The following is a 20,730-nucleotide window of genomic DNA, read 5'->3' on the forward strand; positions in this document are numbered from 1 at the left end:
CCCCGTCAATGCTTCAAAATCTTGTCAAGGAATTGTGCGAAACGTTCACTTTCTGGCGCTTTAAACACCTGTTCCGGCTGGCCAATTTCGACGATTTCCCCAGCGTCCATGAAGGCGATCCGATCTGCCACGCGCCGCGCAAACCCCATTTCATGGGTCACGCAGATCATGGTCATGCCTTCAGCTGCCAAATCCTCTATCACCTCCAGAACTTCGGCGATCATTTCGGGATCCAGCGCGGATGTGGGTTCATCAAACAGCATGAGCTTCGGCTCCATGCACAAAGCGCGCGCAATCGCGACGCGTTGTTGTTGACCACCAGACAGCTGGGCTGGGCGTTTTCCAGCCTGTTCAGGAATGCGAACGCGCTCAAGATAACCGCGCGCACGTGTTTCGGCCTCAGATCGGGAAAGACCCAATGCCTGAATGGGCCCCAGTGTCAGATTGTCCAGAACAGACAGATGCGGAAACAAGTTGAAGCTTTGAAACACCATCCCGATATCGCCGGGTTTGTTGGCATCATGCAGATGAATGTCACCAACCTGATGCGTCTCGAGCCCTGACAGAAGGCGAACGATGGTGGATTTCCCAGACCCGGAAGGCCCGCAAATCACCAGTTTTTCACCAGTTCCTACGGTCAAAGAAATGTCGCGCAGAACCTGAAAGTCTCCGTACCACTTCGATACGTCTTTCATCTGCACCGCAGGATCAATCTGTCTTGTGTTCTGCACTTGTTCTACGGGCCGTTTTTTGTTCAACTGATTGTGACGAATGATCCACTCGGGTTTTGTTCCCGTAACCTATATGAACATGAGACCGAATTTATAACCACCAAAAGGACAAGGCGCGATGAACTTTTTGAGAACTCTTGGGGCGGGGCTTCTGGCTTTGGCAACTTTCACCGGGGCGGCATCAGCGCAATCTGCGTTGAATGACATTCTGTCGGGCGGTGTCCTGAAAGTAGGAACAACCGGCGATTGGAACCCGATGTCGGTGCGTGATCCGGCGACGGAAAGTTACAAGGGGTATGACATCGACGTCATGACCGAGCTTGCCAAAGACCTTGAGGTCAAGCTGGAGTTTGTTCCCACCGATTGGAAAACGCTGGTGAACGGCATTGTCGCCGGAAACTACCACATGACCGGATCGGCTTCGATTTCGCCGTCACGCATGAAGGTGGCAGGTTATTCGGACCCGTACATCTCGGTCCAGATTATGCCGTTTACGACTTCGGAAAAGCAGGCTGGCTTTAGCGGTTGGGAGTCCATCAATAAGCCCGAGGTCAAGGTGGCGACCACTCTGGGCACATCGTTTGAGAAGATGGTGAAAGAATGGTTCCCGGACGCCGATATCAAAGTGGTCGAAGCACCCGCCCGCGGCTATCAAGAGGTCTTGTCGGGCCGCGCGGACGTCTTCATCACGTCGAACATTGAAGGTGCAACCCTGACCGAGAAATTCCCGCAGGTTACGGCCATCCCAGTGGACGCCCCTCGTGCGCCTACGCCGATTGCGATGCTGTTGCCACAAGGGGATCAGGTCTGGATCAACTATGTGAACAGCTGGATTAAACTGAAGCAGGAAAAAGGCTTCTTCGATGCAACCGCTGCTAAGTGGGGCCTGAACTGATCAGGACATAGAGAAATTGGAAAGGCCGGGCATCTGACCCGGCCTTTTTTAAGGAAGTGGTGCGGTTTGGTAGAGCTTCACCTTTGTGCCGCCATGATCTATCGGAGGTCCCGGAGGCAAAAACGGCAAACCGGTCGCCTTGGCCAATCCACCATCCGATGTGATGATCCCAACCCGCCAACTTGAGAAGCGTTCCTGAAACACTTTGCCCATTGTGCCGTAAAGCGCAAACAACAGCTTCTTATTGCCAATGCGCCCCCCATAGGGCGGGTTCACGATGATTAGACCTGGGGCAATTTCAGGGCGCTCAAGATCGCTAATCGCAGCTTCTGTGAACTGAATGGCTTCGCTGACGCCCGCGCTTTCCGCGTTCTTGCGACCATTGGCAATTGCGCCGGCATTTCGGTCTGATCCGAAGAAGCGAACTCCACCGATGGCGGCTGGTGTGCTGGCAGCGCGTAGGGCCTCAAAGGCTGCGGGGTCAAAGGTCGCGAGCTTCTCAAAGGCAAAACTGCGGCTGCGTCCGGGCAGCAAAGCTGCCGCCCTTTCAGCGGCCTCAATCAGGAACGTGCCAGAGCCGCACATCGGGTCAATTACCGCCTCTTGCCCGTCATATCCAGCGGCCCGCAGAAACAGAGCAGCAAGGTTTTCGCGCATCGGCGCTTTGCCGGTTGCAGTCTTATGCCCACGCTTGTGAAGGCTTTCGCCCGAGCTGTCCAAGCTGATGGTGACAAGGTTGTCGTCAATCCGCACCTTGATTGTCAAAGCCGCATCTTTTGACACCGACGCGCCAAGGGTTTCAGAAATTGCACGCTCGACCCGCTGCGCGGCACCTTTGTGGTGATAGATTTTCGAACGTTTGCATACAGCTTCGACCCTTACAGGAACATCAGCGCGCAACACATCGGCCCACGGAAACTTACGCGCCCGTTTGTCCAGCTGCGCCATATGGAAGGCCCGAAACTCGCCCAAGCGAACCAATACGCGGGTCGCGCCGCGCAGTGTTAGGTTGGCGCGCCAAACTTCGGACCAGTTGCCACGAGTGGTGACGCCTCCGGGGCTGGCTTCTGGTGTTGCAAAGCCAGCGGCGCGCGCTTCATCAGCCAGCACGCCTTCCAGTCCGGGTGGGGCGACAAGGAATATCTCAAGATCATCTGTGGTCATGGGGCCTTCTATCCCAGCTGCATCCCGGCGGCGAGCGAAATGCGAAGGCAGTTTCAGCCGAGTTCATCTGTGGGGATCAGCGGAAAAAACTGCCCGTTCGACCAGACGCCAAACCAAGATGCGCTGTCATGGTCCTCGGCCACACCAAGATCAATCAACCTATAGAACGACTTGCGATCAATGCGTGCTTCAAGCCCCGCGCGAATTTCGACGTAGGGGCTGGGCATGTCGTCGATGTGATCCAATCGGATCGGGTGTTTAGGGCCAGCAATGACCGTGTCACCCACATGGGTGGTGAAGCGCAGGCATTGCTGTCGACCTTCACCCTCGACATCCAAATCCGTGGCCACAAAAGGGGCGTCTTCGACGGTAATGCCCCATTTCTCGACCGGGGTGACAAGGAAGAAACATTCTTCCTCCTTGCGCAGGATGGACGAAAACAACCGCACCAAACCGTCTCGTGTGATCGGGTCACCTTCGTGAAACCAAGTGCCGTCGCGATCAATCCTGATGTCGATCTCGCCGCTATAGTCCGGGGTCCACAGATGTACGGGCGGCGGTGCCTTGGCTGAAACCGTTCCAACCGCCTTGGCCAAAGCTTCGGGCGCAGAGGGACGTGTTTTCGCCGATTTTCCGGCACTTGGCGCTTTTGTCATTTGTTCCCCATCTGAATCTGGCCTTTAATGATCCTATTACCCACGCGAAGGAAATGCCATGCAGAACGAAGACTTACTGAGTGATGTCGAAACCCTGGGCACGAAGCTTGCCGAGGCGCGCAAGATGGTGGCACGCCGGATCATGGGTCAAGATCAGGTGGTTGATCTGACGATTGCAGCGATCCTTGCAGGGGGGCATGCGCTTTTGATCGGCCTGCCGGGGCTGGGTAAAACGCGACTTGTCGAGACATTGGGATCGGTTATGGGATTGAATGATGGCCGAATCCAATTCACGCCCGATCTGATGCCATCCGATATTCTGGGGGCCGAAGTGTTGGAGGAAAGCGACGTGGGTGCGCGGTCTTTCCGGTTTATCAAAGGCCCCGTTTTCTGCGAACTTTTACTGGCGGACGAGATCAACCGCGCCAGCCCGCGTACTCAATCCGCGCTTCTTCAGGCGATGCAGGAGCATGAGGTTTCCGTCGCCGGGCACACCCATGATCTAGGTGAAGTCTTCCATGTGTTGGCCACGCAAAACCCGCTTGAGCAAGAAGGTACTTACCCGCTGCCCGAAGCACAGTTGGACCGTTTTCTGGTGCAGATCGATGTTGATTACCCCGATAGGGATTCAGAACGTGACATTCTTCTTGCCACCACGGGCACTGAAGACGCCAAGGTGTCCGCGGTGTTCAACAGGTCGGATTTGATTGCTGCACAGAAGCTTTTGCGCCGGATGCCGGTTGGTGAAAACGTGGTTGAGGCCATACTAGATCTTGTGCGTGCATGCCGGCCCGAAGATCCCACTGCTCCGCAGATCGTGCGGGAAAACGTAAGCTGGGGTCCGGGGCCGCGTGCTACACAAGCTTTGATGCTGCTGGCGCGTGCACGTGCTTTATTGGATGGGCGGCTTGCGCCCGGCGTTGATGACGTTCACGCCTTGGCTGGTCCGGTCCTAAGTCACCGAATGGCGCTGGGATATGCTGCGCGGGCCGAAGGCGTGGCGCTTTCGGATGTGATCGCGCAAACCGTTGCTGAGGTGTTGCAGATCGAGGTCGCGGCGTGACCTCACAAGACGCCTCTGTCATGCTCCGGCCGCGTGCCGAAGCGCTGGGAGCGCGTCTGCCGCCCTTGCTTGTGGCGGCCCAGCATCTTGCCCAATCCATTGAACTTGGGGAACACGGACGACGGCAATCGGGGCAAGGCGAAGCGTTTTGGCAATATCGCCGCGCCCAGCCGGGTGATCCCGCACATCGTATTGATTGGAGGCGTTCAGCCCGTTCGGACAGCCACTATGTCCAGGAAAAAGAATGGCAGGCTGCGCATTCGGTGCAGATCTGGATTGATCCCGCGCCATCGCTTGCCTTTGCGTCCGATCCGGACTTGCCACAAAAGCGCGATCAAGCGCGACTGATAGGGTTGGCGCTGGCGTCGCTTCTATTGCGCGGGGGGGAGCGTGTTGGACTATTAGGCGGGGCGCAGCCTCCGGGACGTGGGCGTCTGGCCTTGTCGCGTATGGCGGATCACATGCTAAATGCTGGGGATGATGCCAAACTGTCCCATGCCGCGGCCGTTCCACACGCGCGGCAAATTGTGTTTTCTGATTTCCTTGGGTCTCTGGACGAAACCCGCGATTTCGTTCTTGCTGCACAAGGTAGAGGTCAGAAAGGTGTATTGTTTCAATTGCTTGATCCAATGGAAGAAGCGTTTCCGTTTCAAGGGCGTGTTCTGTTTCAGGATGTCTCTGGAGTATTGACCCACGACACGCGCGAAGCAGCGGATTTACGCAACCGTTACTTGGATCGATTGGCGCGCCGCAAGGCCGAGCTGTCAGACCTCGCCAAGCGCGCGGGGTGGCGGTTCCATACCTACCATACGCATCAACCGCCCAGTTCCGCCTTGCTTTGGCTGTGGAACGCAATCGGGGGACCAGCGCGTTGAGCGTGTTTGGCATAGGATTTGCCGCACCTTGGTTGCTACTGGGGTTGCTTGCCCTGCCGGTGATCTGGTTGCTTTTACGGGCCGTGCCGCCCACACCGCGCAAGCAGGTTTTTCCGGCTGTAACGCTGTTGTTGGGGCTTGAAGATAAGACTGCGCAAGCTGATCGTACCCCTTGGTGGCTTTTACTTTTACGACTTCTGGCCGTTGCCGCGCTGATTGTGGGATTTGCGGGTCCTGTATTGAATCCTGATGGTCAGGCAACCAAAACAGGTAGGTTGCTAGTATTCGTCGATGACTTCTGGCCCGCCGTATCAGATTGGGCGCAACGCATAGAGGCCATCGAAACGCAATTGGACAATGCGCAAACCGCAGGCCGTCCTGTCGCCCTTGTATTGGCAAGTAAAACAGAGCTTAGCGGTGTTGACCAAACAGTCGACTGGCAAGCCGCAGATATTTGGAAAGCAAGCCTTGCAGGCCTGCGGCCAGTCGCGTGGGATGCAGCGTATGGAACGGTCGAGGGCTGGCTCCTTTCGGATCAGGCCACGGATGTGCTGTGGCTTTCGGACGGAGTCAAACGAGATGGGCGCGCTGAACTGTTGTCACAATTCGAACAATTGGGCGCGGTTGAGGTGTTGGAGCCCCCATCCGCGCGTCTTGGCCTGTTACCTGCGAAGCTGGATGGTGGCGATTTGGTGCTTTCCATACTCAGGTCTCGGACCGGGGCCAGTGCAGACCTTACCATTGAAGCGATTGGTCCTGATCCTGAAGGTGTCGAGCGGGTTTTGCTCTCGACCCCTACTCAGTTCAACGAAAATGCCGACCGCGTCGAGCTTCGATTTACCTTGCCCAGTGAGCTGCGCAATCGGATCACCCGCATTCAGATTACAGATCACCGGGCAGCTGGCGCCGTGACCCTTGCAGATGACAGCCTGCGCCGCCGCCGTGTTGCGCTTTTGAACACTGTCGGTGAACGCGAAGGGTTGGAGCTTTTGTCGCCGCTTCACTATCTGCGTGAAGCCCTGGCCACGACGGCTGAAATCATTGAGCTTCCAACATTGTCAGAGCTGATCAAAGCCAGCCCGGATGTCGTCATTTTGCCGGACGTCGCCACGTTCTCGGATGCTGATCGGGCATCATTGACAGGTTGGATAGAACAGGGCGGGCTTTTATTGCGGTTTGCCGGACCACTGCTGGCGTCGGCCGATCTGGGGCAAGGGGTCACGGATGATCTGCTTCCGGTCCGTCTGCGCGCTGGCGGGCGCGTGGTGGGTGGTGCGATGAGCTGGGGTGACCCGCGTGCTTTGGCCTCGTTTCCAGAAAGCTCTCCGTTCTTTGGCTTGACTGTTCCAGATGACGTCAGGGTCGAGGCACAAATTCTGGCCGAACCCGGACCGGACCTTGCGGATAAAACAATTGCTACCCTTTCAGACGGAACGCCGATTGTAACGCGGCGGGCTATCGGCGCGGGACAGGTTGTTCTGTTCCATGTTTCGGCCAATGCAGAATGGTCGTCGCTGCCGTTTTCGGGCCTGTTTGTGCAGATGTTGGAGCGCCTTGCGGTCTCGTCGCAAGGAGCTGCGCGCGACAGTGTGGCGCTGGAGGGCACGACTTGGGTGGCAACGCAGGTGCTGGATGCGTTTGGGCAATTGTCGCCTCAGGATGCCGCAGCAGGCGTGCCAGGGAACATGTTGGTGAACCCGGTTGGTCCGAGCCTTGCGCCGGGACTTTATGCAGATGGGGACAGAGTGCAGGCTGTGAATGTGCTGCGGTCTGACAGCACGTTGGAGCGCACAGATTGGCCCGCCCATGTGACGACAAGCTGGCAGGTTGATGAGAAACAGCAAGAATTTGGCCCTTGGTTGCTTGCCGCCGCGCTGTTGTTGGGGGCTCTGGATGTTGTGTTGACGCTTATGTTGGCTGGACGTTTGCGACCAGCAGCGCGTCATGCCGCAATGGGGGCGGTTGCCGCGCTTGCTCTTATGACCACCACAACATCGGTCGAGGCCCAGACAGACACCGATCCAAATGTATTAGAGGCCGCAGGCATCGTGACCTTGGCCCATGTTCTAAGTGGTGATGCAGACATTGATCGGATCGCGCAGGCCGGACTAAAGGGGCTAACGGATCAGCTTTTCATGCGCAGTTCCGTCGAGCCTGCACCCCCCGTCGCGGTCGACATTGAAAACAGCGACCTATCGGTTTTTCCGATGCTTTACTGGCCGCTGACAGACCAGACACCCATTCCCAGCCCGGATGCTATTGTGCGCGTGAAACGGTATCTAGCTGCGGGCGGGTTGATCTTGTTCGACACGCGTGATGCCGGGGTCGGGGGCAACTCATCGACCAGCCGTCGCCTTCGTGCTGTGGCGCTGCCTTTGGGCTTGCCGCTATTAGATCAGGTGCCGCATGATCACGTTCTCACCCGAAGTTTTTATCTATTGCAGGAATTTCCCGGCCGATATCGCGGTCCGGTCTGGGCCGAAGCACCGCCCCCAGATGCGGAACGTGCCGAAGGAATGCCCTTTCGCAATCTGAATGACGGCGTGACGCCTGTCATCGTTGGGGGCAATGACTGGGCCAGCGCTTGGGCGATCCGCGACGACGGACGTCCCATGTTCCCCGTGGGTCGCGGACAAGCTGGGGAACGGCAACGCGAAATGGCTGTTCGGTTTGGCGTCAATCTGGTGATGCATGTGCTGACAGGCAACTATAAATCCGATCAGGTCCACGTGCCTGCGCTGCTTGAAAGGCTAGGGGAATGAACGCCATGTCCCTTCAGTTTGCACCCGGACTGCCTTGGCCGGTGATCGGGTTGCTTGCCGCAGTGGTGGTCTTGTCGCTCTGCGTGGCGCTATGGCGTGGGCTTTCGGGCTGGGCACTGCGGGCTGTGGCTGCACTTGTCGTGCTGGCAGCTTTGTGCGGCCCGTCGCTTCAGGAAGAAGACCGTGATCCTTTGTCTGAATTGTTTCTAATCCTTGTGGATGACAGTGCTTCGCAATTTCTGTCAGATCGTCCGGCGCAAACGGCACAGGCGCGCGATGGCGTGTTGGCGCAAATCGCAACACGCAGTTCGCTTGAGCCAGTGGTGCGCAACCTGTCAGAATTTACCCTGCCAAGCGACGCGGAAACAGATGAAAAAACGCGGTTGATGACTGCGTTGAAACAGGCATTGGCCGAGCTTCCTTCCAATCGTCTGGCCGGGGGCGTTCTGATCACCGATGGCGTGGTGCACGATCTGGAAAATGCCCCGGGTTTGTCCGCCCCCATGCACGCATTAATAACGGGTCGAGACAGCGACTGGGATCGACGACTAAGTGTCGTGAACGCACCCGCATTTGGCATCTTGGGGGAAGAGGTTGAGCTGCGCCTGAAGATGGAAACGCTCGGGGCCAGTCCGAATGTGCTCCCCCCTGCGGTGATAAGCGTTTCACATGACGGTCGCCCGGTTGAGGACATTCCGGTGACTGACAGTAAGGACATCGTTATTCCCTTGGTTTTGGACCATGCGGGCCGCAACCTCATTCATGTGACATTGCCGGTGGAAGATGGCGAGCTGACAGGCCGCAACAATGAAGTTGTGATCGAGCTGAATGGGGTTCGGGATCGTTTGCAGGTTCTTCTGATCTCGGGCACGCCACATCCGGGCACGCGCACGTGGCGCAATTTGCTGAAATCCGACAGCGCCGTGGATCTGGTGCACTTCACCATTTTGCGCCCGCCCGACAAGCAAGATGGCGTGCCAGTGAGCGAGCTGAGCTTAATTGCATTCCCAACGCAAGAACTGTTCATCGATAAGATTGACGAGTTCGATTTGATCATCTTCGACCGCTATCAGCTGCGTGGCATTCTGCCGGGTGGGTATCTGAACAGTGTGCGTGACTATGTGCGGCGCGGCGGTGCGGTTTTGGTCGCGGCAGGACCCTCCCTTGCGAGCGCCGAAAGCATCGCGCGCACAGGCCTTGCAGACATCTTGCCCGCCACGCCGACAGGGCGTTTGTTTGAAGCGCCATTTTTGCCAGATGTCACAGATGACGGCCTGCGCCATCCGGTCACTCGTAACCTTTTGCGCCATGCCCCGGAAGGTGGTTGGGGGCCGTGGATGCGGCATATCGAAGTGGAGCCTGATCGTGGCCATGTGATCCTTTCTGCTGAAGAAGGATCTCCTCTGCTTGTGGTGGATCGGAGCGATGAGGGGCGCGTTGCACTTTTGGCTTCGGACCACGCATGGCTTTGGGCACGGGGCCATAAGGGCGGCGGGCCGCAATTGGAGCTCTTGCGCAGGCTGGCGCATTGGTTGATGCGAGAACCTGAGCTGGAAGAGGAAGCCCTTGCCGCGCGCGCGACCGAAGATGGCCTTACGATTCAGCGTAACACCATGCAATCCGAACTGCCCAACGCGGTTGTCACCTCGCCTTCCGGCGACGAAGCTTTGGTTGAATTGATGCCCGATGATGATTTGGGCGTGTTCGAAGCTGGATTCGCCACAGAAGCAACGGGGCTGTTTCGCGTGACCCAAGGCGACTTGTCCACGGTCGTCGTCAGAGGGGCTGCAACATCGGAAGAGTTCAGCAATCCCTTGGCCCGGGGAGATCTTTTGCAACCTGTTTTATCCCCTACAGGCGGGGATGCACGTCGGATTGAGGCTGGCGTCCCATCGCTTCGATCAGTACGCGCTGGGCGTCCCGCACACGGGCGTGGTTGGCTGGGTTACGTGCCGCAAGAGGCCTATGTCACGACCGCCATTCGCCTGCGCCCACTCGCTCCGGCAGCCTTGTTTTTAACGCTCGCCGCGCTCGCACTTGTCGCCGCGTGGCTGCTTGAGGGACGGGGCCGCAAGCAAGTCACATCGTAGCCTTGTCGAATCCGGCTTGCGTCCGCGATGAAAAATTGGTTATATTTTTTTACCAATTTGCATCACGAGGTATGCACCATGCAGATGCCGACACCAAGTAACAGTATTCTTTCGCGGAAGGGCCACATCGTGGCGCGGCTCCAATCCGTGCTGCCAGAAGGGGCGGTTGTGCATGACCCGGTCCAGACCCGCGCCTATGAATGTGACGCACTGACCGCATACAAATGCCCCCCGCTCTGCGCTGTGCTGCCCGCTTCGACCGAAGAGGTCTCGGCCATCATGCGCATCTGCTTTGAGGAAGGCGTTCCGGTCGTTCCGCGCGGTGCGGGCACGTCCCTTGCAGGGGGCGCATTGCCTACCGAGGACAGCGTCATTCTTGGCGTGGCGCGCCTGACGGATGTGTTAGAGACGAGCTATGACGACCGTATCATTCGTGTGCAGTCGGGGCGCACAAACCTGTCAGTAACGGGGGCGGTCGAGGAAGATGGCTTCTTTTATGCGCCCGATCCCTCGAGCCAGTTGGCCTGTGCAATTGCAGGTAATATCGCCATGAATTCCGGCGGGGCGCATTGCCTGAAATACGGTGTGACCACCAACAATTTGCTCGGCGTGACGATGGTCATGGCTGATGGTGAAGTGGTGGAAATCGGCGGTGGCTATATGGATGCAGCCGGGCTGGACTTGCTAGGCCTTATTTGCGGCTCTGAAGGTCAGTTGGGCATCGTGACCGAAGCGACCTTGCGTATCCTTCCCAAACCCGAAGGCGCGCGGCCTGTACTGATCGGGTTTGACACAAACGAAGTGGCAGGCCACTGCGTGTCCGACATCATCAAGTCCGGCATCCTGCCTGTTGCGATCGAGTTCATGGACCGCCCCTGCATCCGCGCGACCGAAGCTTTTGCAGGCGCAGGCTATCCCGATTGCGAGGCACTTTTGATCATCGAGGTCGAAGGCTCTGACGCCGAGATCGACGACCAGCTTGCCCGTATTGTCGAAATCGCCAAAGCCCATGATCCGGTCGAGGTGCGCGAAAGCAAATCAGCCGAAGAAAGCGCGAAAATCTGGCTGGGGCGCAAGTCGGCCTTTGGCGCGATGGGGCAGATCAACGACTACATGTGCCTTGATGGCACGATCCCGGTGTCTGAGCTGCCGCGCGTGCTCAAACGCATTGGCGAGATGTCGAAGGACTACGGTCTGGACGTGGGCAATGTGTTCCACGCGGGCGATGGCAATATGCATCCCTTGATCCTGTTTGATGCCAACAAACCGGGTGACCTTGAGAAATGCGAAGCGTTTGGGGCTGATATCCTATCCCTCTGTGTTGAAGTTGGAGGCTGTCTGACTGGCGAACACGGTGTCGGGGTCGAAAAGCGCGATCTGATGACCAAGCAATACCGCCCTGAGGATCTGGAAATCCAAATGGCTGTAAAAGACGTGTTTGACCCAAAATGGCTTTTGAACCCGGCGAAGGTGTTCCCTCTTGAAGCTTCGAAAGGGCGGCGCGGATGACAAATCTGACCCCTCAAAGCGAAGCGGAGCTGGCAGATCTGGTGCGTGCGTCCAGTGGCCCGTTGCGGATCATGGGCGGCGGTACGCGGCCCATTGGAGATGTGGCAAACGCGCAAGTTCTGTCGACCGCGGCCCTATCTGGCATTACGCTTTACGAACCCGGCGCGCTGACCTTGGTCGCCAAAGCAGGAACGCCCTTGGACGAAATCGATGCTGCTCTGCGGGCAGAGAACCAAATGCTGGCTTTTGAACCTTATGATTTGACAGGTGTCACAGGTGCGAAAGGCGCATCGACCATAGGCGGGGTGGTCGCCACCAATGCCAGTGGCGCGCGGCGTGTGCAGGCCGGCGCGGCGCGGGATTTTCTACTGGGTGTTCGATTTGTCGACGGGGAGGGTCAGGTTCTGAAAAACGGTGGTCGGGTCATGAAGAATGTGACCGGATACGATTTGGTGAAACTGATGGCTGGCAGCTGGGGCACGCTTGGTGTCCTAAGCGAGGTCAGCCTGAAGGTCCTACCGATGCCGGAACATGTGATGACTGTTGCAGTCACGGGGCTTAGCGACGAAGACGCGGTAGCGGCCATGTCCGCAGCACTGGGATCCCCTTTCGATGTGACCGGGGCCGTGCATGCCCCAGCCTGTATTGAGGAAGAGCCGTTCACCATGGTCCGCGTCGAAGGGTTTGAGGGCTCCGTCCAGTATCGCGCTGAGAAGTTGAAAGAGCTGCTCGGGCGATATGGTGACGTAACGACGTCTGAAAATGCAGAAGGTTGGAAAGCTATGCGTGAGATGGTCGCCTTTTCCCAACCGGTGCGTGGATCGGGCGGGGCGCTTTGGCAATTGTCGCTTAAACCGAGTGATGCATCGCCGGTTATGGCCGAAATCTCTGATCGGTTCGATGTTCTCTACAGCTACGATTGGGGGGGCGGTCGTGTCTGGGTTTGGGCTGGCGAGGAAGTGGACCATTCCGCTTTGCATGGCGCCCTTCAGGACAGCGCGACACGGGTTGGTGGACATGCGACACTTATCCATAGTGCTTCCGCATTTGAAGGGCCGAAGTTTCAACTGCAGTCTCCTGTGTTGTCGCGTTTGTCCCAAGCCTTGCGTGCGAAATTCGACCCACGCGGCATTCTGAACCCCGGCCTGATGGGAGCCTGATCCATGCAAACCCATTTCACCGAGGAACAGTTGCGCGACCCCGCGATCCAGCGCGCCAACGAGATATTACGCTCTTGCGTACATTGCGGGTTCTGCACGGCCACTTGCCCCAGCTATCAGGTTTTGGGCGACGAATTGGACAGCCCGCGGGGCCGTATCTACCTGATCAAGGATATGCTGGAGGCAGGGCGGCCTGCAGACAAGAAGACCGTCGAGCATGTGGACAAATGCCTGTCCTGTCTGGCCTGTATGTCGACTTGTCCCTCGGGTGTGCATTACATGCATCTGATTGATCACGCCCGCGCGCATATCGAAAAGACCTACAAACGTCCTCTGTTCGATCGTGTGCTGCGCTGGACGCTGGCGCAGATCATCCCGTATCCCGGGCGGTTCCGGCTGGCCATGCAGGGCGCGCGGCTTATGCGGCCTTTGCGCAAGTTCATGCCCGATCCCCGACTTGAAGCGATGTTAGAGATGGCACCGCCGAAACTTCCACGTCCTTCGGAAAACGATAAGCCTCAGGTTTTCCCGGCCAAGGGCGAACGCAAGAAACGCGTGGCGCTTTTGACGGGCTGCGCGCAGAAGGCGCTTGATACCGACATCAATGACGCCACCATCCGGCTTCTGACCCGATTGGGCTGTGAGGTTGTCGTGGCCAAGGGTATGGGCTGCTGCGGCGCGCTGACCCATCACATGGGTAAGGAAGATGCGAGCCACGCACAGGCCGCGACCAATATTCGTGCCTGGATGGGGGAAAAGCGATCCGACGGACTAGACGCGATTGTCATCAACACCTCAGGCTGTGGTACGACGGTGAAGGATTACGGTTACATGTTCCGAAACGATGCCGCGCTTGCCGAAGATGCGGCGGAGGTGTCGCGCCTTGCCTGTGACGTGAGTGAGCTTTTGATGGATCTGGACGTATCAAATGCCGAGATGGGCATGCGGGTGGCATACCATTCTGCCTGTAGCCTGCAACACGGCCAACAAATCAAAACGCACCCGAAAACCCTTTTAAAACAAGCGGGTTTTGAGGTGGTTGAGCCTGCAGACCCTCATCTTTGCTGTGGCTCGGCGGGCACCTATAACCTGATGCAGCCCGAAATTTCGCAGGAGCTGAAGCGCCGCAAGGTGACCAATCTGGAAGCCAAGTCGCCCCAAATTATCGCGGCGGGCAATATCGGCTGCATGATGCAAATCGGATCGGGGACGGGCATTCCCGTTGTGCATACGGTCGAGCTGCTCGATTGGGCGACCGGGGGACCACAGCCGCGCAAATTGACGCTGCATGGATAAAATTCCTTTCTCTCGCCCCGATTTTCGCCGTAAACATGTGTGAGAGGGTGGAACAACCGCCCCGATAAAGGTAGTTGAGTATGAAGAAATTACTGGCATTGCTGGCCGCAGCCCTATGGCTGACCAGTCCGTTGGGGGCATCTGACCCCTCGCCTTTGCGCACCCTGATGACTGGGGATGACAGCAAAGGTTGGGAAGCTGTCGGGCGTTTGAATATCGGCGGTGGCAGCTTTTGCACCGGGTCTTTGATCGACGAAAACCTTGTTTTGACAGCAGCGCATTGCCTGTATGATCGCGACACGGGCGAACGGTTCAAACTGTCCGAGATCGAATTTCTGGCCGGTTGGCGCGGAGGACGCGCCTCGGCCTATCGTGGTGTCAAACGCGCCGTTGTCCATCCGGGATATCAGTTCACCGCATCCGAAAACCCGACCCGGGTGGCGGACGACCTTGCTTTGTTGGAGCTTGATACTCCGATCCGCAAAATGTCCGTCCGGCCCTTCAAAACTTTCTCGCGCCCGCGCAAAGGGGCGGAGGTTGGTGTGGTGTCTTATGCCCACGACCGCAAAGAAAGCCCGGCCTTGCAGGAAACCTGTAAAGTTCTGGCACGCCAGGGCGGGGCTTTGATCCTAAGCTGTACCGTTGATTTCGGATCGTCCGGGGCCCCGGTCTTCGTGCTGGAAGGGGGAGAACCGCGGATCGTCTCGGTGATTTCGGCCAAAGCAATGGTGCGCGACATCCCTGTGTCTCTGGGGACAGATCTGGAAACCCCTCTGGCCGAAATGTACGAAATGTTGGCCGCTGGGGATGGCGTATTCACCCGTGTTGAATCCGTGCAGAAACCCAAGGTGAAACAGATTGGAACCGGTGCAGCAGGGGCAGGGGGTGCCAAGTTCGTCCGGCCCTAGTACTCTGACTATTATGAAGCAGATTCTTTCATTCGTTGTTGCGCTTTTTCTTTTGCCCCAATCCCTTTTCGCGCAAGAAGGCGGGGCGCTGAAGCGTCTTACCCTACGCAGTGACCTACTGGGGTTCGAAGCGGTCGGGCGGCTTGATATGTCCGGTGGGTTTTGTTCGGGCGTGTTGATCGCCAGTGATATGGTCCTCACCGCAGCCCACTGTCTGGAAGATGCCGTTGCGGCGGGGTCACTTGATGGCCTCAGGTTTCGGGCCGGATTGCGGGACGGCAAACATGTGGCAGCAAGCGCGGCGAAGCGTATTGTGATGCATCCCAGCTATGATACCGGGCCGAACCCAGACTTTCGCAATATTCGCTATGACATCGGACTGGTAGAGCTGGCAGCCCCAATTTCCACAGCAGTTGCTGCCCCCTTTGCGGTTGAGGCCTTGTCGCGGAAAGAACAAGATCTTTCAGTTGTCAGCTATGCGCGTGGGCGCGCTGACGCCCTGTCGCGTGAAGCGCGATGTGCAGTGATTGACCGAGATACAGAGTTGGTCGTTTTTGATTGTGATATCTGGTTCGGATCCTCAGGGGCTCCGGTTTTCAACACATCCGGGCGGCGTCCACGGATTGTATCTTTGGTTTCCGCCGTCACGAACTATCGGGGTAAGAAAGCCGGGCTTGGGATGATGTTGCCAGCGCGCTTGTCGGAATTGAAGCAAGCCTTGCGAGCGGGCAGGGGAGTGGTCGGTGGAACTGTCGTGAAATCGCGGCGCATTGGTATCGGACAGAAAAGCGGTGGCGGCGCGCGGTTTGTAAAGCCCTGAGGGGCTTGAACCCGGAAAAATCCCACATATCTTTACTATACGGATGCCGCCGGGCGGGTCCGTGAACTGCTTGTCCCTGAAGGGAAAGCCCAAACATATGTCGCTTTATGAAAGGACACCCAATGCGTAATTTTGACCTGTCGCCGCTATACCGTGCCACCGTCGGTTTCGACCAGATTGCTGACCTGATGGACCGGGTTCTGACCAATGATGTCAGCCGTGACAGCTACCCCCCGTATAACATTGAAAAAACAGACGAAGATGCGTGGCGCATTTCCGTCGCTGTCGCCGGGTTCACAGAAGACGAGCTTTCGGTAGAGCTGCGCGATAAAGCCCTGTTCGTATCGGCCAAGAAGGCTGAAGACGATGAACGCACCTATCTGCACCGTGGGATTGCCACCCGCGCGTTTGAGCGTCGCTTCCACTTGGCCGACCATGTGCGCGTGTCAGGTGCAGCCCATGAAAACGGCATGCTTCATATCGATCTTGTGCGCGAAGTGCCCGAAGCACTGAAACCCCGCCGGATCGAGATTGCTGGCAAAGATGATGTCGAAGCTACGGCGATCGAAGCCTAAGTCGGATTGACTACTGATGCGAAGGGCGCGGTATATCCGCGCCCTTTCTGTTTTCAGACGGTTTGACGGCGTTCTTGCTCGAGAAGCCAAAAGCTCGCGGCCAGAATGATGGCCGTCCCAACCCACATGGAGCCTGTGGGAAAGAAGCCAAACACAACGAAACCAAGCACCACGTTGAACACCAGTTTCAAATGGTCGAAGGGCTGCAAGAAAGCCGCATCTGCCATCGAATAGGCACGCGCCAGAACGTGTTGGGCAAAGGCCGTCACCAGACCTGCGCCCACCACCATCCAGATCGCGTTCGCGGGCAATGTGAACCCAGTGCTAAGGGCCAGTCCGGCGTTAATCGGGCTCAGTAATAGCAACAAGTAAATCGTGATCGTCTCGGTGCTGTCACGATGGGTCAGGAACTTCGTCACGACAGAGCTTGCTGCCCACAAACCCGCCGCACCAACAGGCAACAAGGCTGCCAGCTGGAAGCGGTCCGACCACGGCTCCAAGATAATTGCACCGCCGATAATTCCCAGCACCACCGCGCCCCAGCGATGGACGGAGACATGCTCGCGCAGGATCAGTCCGGCGCCCAGCGTCACAAAGAAGGGCGACAGCAGGATCAGTGCAATCGCTTGCCAAATCGGCACATGCGCCAGCCCCAGCGTCCACAATTGTACGCCACCTGCGGCCAAGGCCACGCGCAGCACCTGCAACCAGATCTGAGAAGTCTTCATCACCGCCGCGCGATGTCGAAACACCCAAGGCAAATAAAAACCCAATGCAATCAAATATTGCCAGAAAGTGACCGAGGGCGCAGACGCCCCCATTTTCATTGTGGCCCCTTGAAGGGCCGTGTTCACGACAGCGAAACTTGCGCCTGCCAGAACCATCAGACCAGCCGCCTTCACGGGCGCGGTCATAGTAAGCTGATGAGCCATTGCGTAGTGTCCTTTCTTCCTTACGCGTTGACCCAAGGCAGAAGGACAAGGCGCACGGGAACACCGCGTGCCTTAGACCATCCTCTTCCATCCGGACTTTAACCGTCGGCTCCGGAGTTTCACCGGATCTGCTGTCACCCCCAACGGGGGCCGCTCGCGGGCTTGAGAAACGCGTCCTCTTTACCGCCGGTGGGGAATTTCACCCCGCCCTGAGAATGTCGCCACCCCGGCAGGGGCAGCGATGGGGAACGTAGGGTGGGGGATGGGGAGGGTCAAGTCTCATCGTGTCGTGTTCATGTGAGGCTTGCGTGGAAACCAACAACGACTATTTGTGTTAGGAGCGTTCGCAAACAAATCTGAGTTAGGTCAATGAAATTGAGTACAGATCCAAATAAAGACCAATGGCTGCGGGATACGGTAGTTGGCCAGATTGTTGTGTGGATCTCTTTTCCGTTTTTGGTGCTCGATCTGCTTCGCGTGATTGAGCCTTTCAGCATTGATTTCCTGTTGAATGAGCTCGGACTGAAGTCAGGATGGAGTCTGGTCCTCACCGTTCTTGCCTATCCCTTGGCAGTTGCCACGGTGCTTGAATTGAAGTGGCCGAGGCGTGGGCGTAACACCGATCAATCTGACTCATAAAAAGAGGGTGCCGAAGCACCCTCTTGAAGATCGGGAAGAACGCGATCTCGACCGTTTGTGCAGTCCTATTTAGACAGACTTTCGGCCAAGCGCATCAACGTGACGGCCTCGGCGCGGTAGCCGTAGGGGTCGCTTCCCTTAGCGCCGTTGGCCAGACTGATCGCGTCCGAGTAAGTCCAGTCGCCAAGGTACTTATCTTCGCGCAGAAGCTGCCCGAAGCCAGCAATTGCAGCGGCGAATTGTTCTTCCACACCGGCGTTATCTGCACCCGCAATGATTGGGGTTTCAATCAGAGTGCTGATGTCCTCACCCGGACGCTTGTAGCGTAGTTTCAGGAAGCCAAGTTCCTCGTTGTCGGTGGTGATCACCTCGGGCGCATAGCGCAGCGTGTCGGTCAGCACGGCATCCGATCCAACCGGCGTGACCTCGTAGATCGCGGTCACTTGGTGGCCCGCGCCAATCTCGCCCGCGTCGACTTTGTCGTTGTTGAAATCCTCGCGTTTCAACGCGCGGGTTTCATAGCCGATCAGACGGTATTCAGCGATGTGGGCGGGGTTAAACTCCACCTGGATTTTCACGTCATCTGCCAGCGGGAACAGCGCGCCGGACAGTTGATCGACCAGCACTTTACGGGCTTCACCCAGCGTGTCGATATAGGCGGCCTGACCGTTACCGTTTTGGGCCAGCGCTTGCATGGTTGCATCGTCCAGATTGCCGCGTCCAAAGCCAAGGATCGATAGGTAGGTGCCGGTATCGCGTTTTTTGGCGATGAAGTCTTTCAACTGATCTGGGTCGTGAATGCCGACGTTGAAGTCTCCGTCTGTGGCCAAAAGTACCCGCCCCACTTCGCCGTCATCAAACATGCGTTCGGCAACCTGATACGCAAGCTCGATCCCTTGTGCGCCCGCGGTCGAGCCGCCAGCATCCAGCCGGTCCAGCGCCGCCAGAATGGTGGCGCGCTCAGCCGCTTTCGTCGGCTTCAACACCTCACCCGCGCTGCCTGCGTAAGCGACGATCGCGATCTCATCCTCGGGTCGCAGTTCAGACAACATCATCCGTAGGCTTTGCTTCAGAAGTGGCAGCTTGTCCGGGTCGGACATCGACCCGGATGTGTCGATCAAAAAGACGAGGTTTAGGGGCGGGCGTTCGTCAACCACGTCACCCTGAATGCCGATCTGCACCAATTGCGTGCCCGTGTTCCATGGAGTTTGCATTGTCGAGACTGTCGGCGCAAAGGGATGTGGGCCATCGGGGGCGGGATAGGCGTAGGGGAAGTAATTCACCATCTCCTCGATCCGCACGGCATCTTGGTTGGGCATGTAACCCGATTTTAGATCACGCCGTATGACGGCATAGCTTGCCGTGTCCACATCGATCGAGAAGGTCGAGACAGGTTCTTCCGAGGTGATCTTCAGGGGCGATGGGGCTTCGTTGGCGTATTCTTCGCGGCCCGCTTCACCGGCCATTGGCATGATCGAAATCTCTTCTTCGAAGATCATGCCGTCAGTATCTGCAAAGGTTGACGCGTCGGCCTCCATTAGAGGTTCAGCAACCACAGCCGGGGCAGTCTGACCCGCTTGTGCACGAAGTTCGTTAGCGGTGTCCGCCCGGGTCCGCGCAGGCTGTTCAGCGACTTTGCCCAACGTGGTTGGGGCAGGTGCCGCGATTATCTCTTGATCGACCAAGGTGTCGTCGACGGGCTGTGCGGGGATCACGGTCACGTCCGGCAATTCCACCTGATCGACATTCGGCATCACCACAAAAACTGCAAACCCAACGGCGACCATTGCGGTTGTTGCGGCCAATCCACCGCGCGTATTCAAAGCGTTCAACATTTTCGATACTCCTTTTCCAATCACCCCAAATCTTGGGGCGTCAGAAGTAGGACGCGCGTCAGACCGCGATCCTTGGAAATCATCGAAATTTTTCATGGCCAGCGCTAAATCGGCCTCTTTCTTCGAAGGCTCTGGCGCAGGCGGAGCCGCGCGCAAGGCGGCCTTCAGATCGTCAAGATCGTCGCTCATATCGCGTCCTCCTCTGCCCGCATGTCGCGCAGGCGTTTCTTAACTTCGGACATTCGCCAGGCGACTGTCCCTTCAGACAGACCCAAAACCTCGCCTGCTTGGGCTTGCGTCAGTTCTTCACCCAAAACCAGCACGACGGTATCGCGCAATTCATCGGGCAGAGCGGTCATGGCTTGGCTTAACCAGTCCTGCGCCTCGGCTTCTTCACGGATCGCCTCGCGCCGGTTTACTTCCCACTCGCCCCAACTGTCGGCGGCTTTCGCATGCGTTGCGGCTCGACGGCGACGATCATGGGCTGCGTTCACAGCAACGCGGTAGAGCCACGTCGTAAACCGCGCATCCACTCGGAAGCTTTGTAGCTTGGCGGGCAGGGCAGCGCATATATCTTGCGTCAGATCCTCAGCGTCTGCGCGATTGCCCATTAGGCGGAACGTGAATGCAAACAGCCGATCATAATGGCGCGACAAGAGGGCCGCAAACGCAGCTCTGTCCCCTGTCGCGGCCGCTAGGGCCAGCTCTTCATCCTGTTCCGTCATCATCTTCACATAGAGTAAGACGCGGCCCGAAGGTCAATCCTTGGCGGAAAAACAAAAAAAAGCGGCAGGTTGCCCCGCCGCTTTCTAATAATTGG

Annotated in this window: 18 protein-coding genes and 1 riboswitch; of the genes, 12 read left to right on the forward strand and 6 right to left on the reverse strand. The window is 57.6% G+C overall.

Translation table 11 applies throughout. From position 1 onward, the window contains the following. Window positions 1-5: 5 nt before the first annotated feature. Window positions 6-695 (reverse strand): amino acid ABC transporter ATP-binding protein, encoded by a 690-nt coding sequence (locus tag MWU55_RS10590; protein ID WP_246937872.1) that lies wholly within the window; start codon window positions 693-695, stop codon window positions 6-8. A gap of 154 nt (window positions 696-849) precedes the next feature. On the opposite strand from MWU55_RS10590, the gene MWU55_RS10595 reads away from it, so the two are divergent. Beyond that, window positions 850-1,626, forward strand: coding sequence for a transporter substrate-binding domain-containing protein (locus MWU55_RS10595; RefSeq protein ID WP_246936147.1), 777 nt, complete (start codon window positions 850-852; stop codon window positions 1,624-1,626). Between the two features lie 48 nt (window positions 1,627-1,674). Here MWU55_RS10595 and MWU55_RS10600 read toward each other — a convergent pair whose 3' ends face one another. Together MWU55_RS10600 and MWU55_RS10605 are read right to left on the reverse strand one after the other, a co-directional pair. Beyond that, complete coding sequence (locus tag MWU55_RS10600; RefSeq protein ID WP_246936148.1) at window positions 1,675-2,790, reverse strand: class I SAM-dependent RNA methyltransferase; 1,116 nt, start codon at window positions 2,788-2,790, stop codon at window positions 1,675-1,677. 53 nt (window positions 2,791-2,843) lie between these two features. After that, the gene (locus MWU55_RS10605) at window positions 2,844-3,446 is read right to left on the reverse strand and encodes a DUF1285 domain-containing protein (RefSeq protein ID WP_246936149.1); all 603 of its coding nucleotides are present in this window, start codon (window positions 3,444-3,446) and stop codon (window positions 2,844-2,846) included. A 58-nt stretch (window positions 3,447-3,504) separates the two neighbouring features. Here MWU55_RS10605 and MWU55_RS10610 point away from each other — a divergent pair, with 58 nt between their 5' ends. The 10 genes from MWU55_RS10610 to MWU55_RS10655 all read left to right on the forward strand — a co-directional run bounded on the left by MWU55_RS10610 (window position 3,505) and on the right by MWU55_RS10655 (window position 16,504). Continuing rightward, entirely contained in the window at window positions 3,505-4,509 is a 1,005-nt protein-coding gene (locus tag MWU55_RS10610; RefSeq protein ID WP_246936150.1) for a MoxR family ATPase, read from the forward strand. 20 nt (window positions 4,510-4,529) lie between these two features. Further along, on the forward strand, window positions 4,530-5,384 hold the full coding sequence (locus tag MWU55_RS10615) for a DUF58 domain-containing protein (RefSeq protein ID WP_246936151.1): 855 nt from the start codon (window positions 4,530-4,532) through the stop codon (window positions 5,382-5,384). 2 nt (window positions 5,385-5,386) lie between these two features. After that, complete coding sequence (locus tag MWU55_RS10620; RefSeq protein ID WP_348646244.1) at window positions 5,387-8,146, forward strand: DUF4159 domain-containing protein; 2,760 nt, start codon at window positions 5,387-5,389, stop codon at window positions 8,144-8,146. A 5-nt stretch (window positions 8,147-8,151) separates the two neighbouring features. Next, window positions 8,152-10,236: a hypothetical protein gene (locus MWU55_RS10625; protein WP_246936153.1), complete on the forward strand. Its 2,085-nt coding sequence runs from the start codon at window positions 8,152-8,154 to the stop codon at window positions 10,234-10,236. Window positions 10,237-10,314: 78 nt separating this feature from the next. Beyond that, a complete protein-coding gene (locus MWU55_RS10630; RefSeq protein WP_246936154.1) occupies window positions 10,315-11,745 on the forward strand; it encodes an FAD-linked oxidase C-terminal domain-containing protein in 1,431 nt (476 codons plus the stop codon). Next, window positions 11,742-12,905: an FAD-binding protein gene (locus tag MWU55_RS10635; RefSeq protein ID WP_348646231.1), complete on the forward strand. Its 1,164-nt coding sequence runs from the start codon at window positions 11,742-11,744 to the stop codon at window positions 12,903-12,905. The genes MWU55_RS10630 and MWU55_RS10635 overlap by 4 nt, the downstream gene beginning before the upstream one ends. Window positions 12,906-12,908: 3 nt before the next feature. Further along, on the forward strand, window positions 12,909-14,201 hold the full coding sequence (gene glcF, locus MWU55_RS10640) for a glycolate oxidase subunit GlcF (protein ID WP_246936155.1): 1,293 nt from the start codon (window positions 12,909-12,911) through the stop codon (window positions 14,199-14,201). 80 nt (window positions 14,202-14,281) lie between these two features. After that, on the forward strand, window positions 14,282-15,109 hold the full coding sequence (locus MWU55_RS10645; protein WP_246936156.1) for a trypsin-like serine protease: 828 nt from the start codon (window positions 14,282-14,284) through the stop codon (window positions 15,107-15,109). Window positions 15,110-15,122: 13 nt separating this feature from the next. After that, window positions 15,123-15,929, forward strand: coding sequence for a serine protease (locus MWU55_RS10650; protein ID WP_246936157.1), 807 nt, complete (start codon window positions 15,123-15,125; stop codon window positions 15,927-15,929). 122 nt (window positions 15,930-16,051) lie between these two features. Next, a complete protein-coding gene (locus MWU55_RS10655) occupies window positions 16,052-16,504 on the forward strand; it encodes an Hsp20 family protein (RefSeq protein WP_246936158.1) in 453 nt (150 codons plus the stop codon). Between the two features lie 53 nt (window positions 16,505-16,557). Here the strand turns inward: MWU55_RS10655 and MWU55_RS10660 are convergent, their stop codons facing one another. After that, window positions 16,558-17,436, reverse strand: coding sequence for a DMT family transporter (locus MWU55_RS10660; protein ID WP_246936159.1), 879 nt, complete (start codon window positions 17,434-17,436; stop codon window positions 16,558-16,560). Window positions 17,437-17,511: 75 nt separating this feature from the next. Continuing rightward, a riboswitch (FMN riboswitch) is annotated at window positions 17,512-17,657 on the reverse strand. Window positions 17,658-17,805: 148 nt separating this feature from the next. Between MWU55_RS10660 and MWU55_RS10665 the strand changes: the two genes are divergently transcribed. Continuing rightward, a complete protein-coding gene (locus tag MWU55_RS10665; protein ID WP_246936160.1) occupies window positions 17,806-18,075 on the forward strand; it encodes a hypothetical protein in 270 nt (89 codons plus the stop codon). A 65-nt stretch (window positions 18,076-18,140) separates the two neighbouring features. On the opposite strand, the gene MWU55_RS10670 is transcribed toward MWU55_RS10665, so the two are convergent. Next, on the reverse strand, window positions 18,141-20,099 hold the full coding sequence (locus tag MWU55_RS10670) for a VWA domain-containing protein (RefSeq protein ID WP_246936161.1): 1,959 nt from the start codon (window positions 20,097-20,099) through the stop codon (window positions 18,141-18,143). Then, window positions 20,096-20,635 carry an RNA polymerase sigma factor gene (locus MWU55_RS10675; protein WP_246936162.1) on the reverse strand — a complete coding sequence of 180 codons (540 nt, stop codon included), beginning with the start codon at window positions 20,633-20,635 and terminating at the stop codon, window positions 20,096-20,098. Before MWU55_RS10675 ends, MWU55_RS10670 begins: the two co-directional genes overlap by 4 nt. Window positions 20,636-20,730: the final 95 nt, after the last annotated feature.

It is taken from the genome of Aliiroseovarius sp. F20344 (genome assembly GCF_023016155.1).
Lineage (GTDB): Bacteria > Pseudomonadota > Alphaproteobacteria > Rhodobacterales > Rhodobacteraceae > Aliiroseovarius.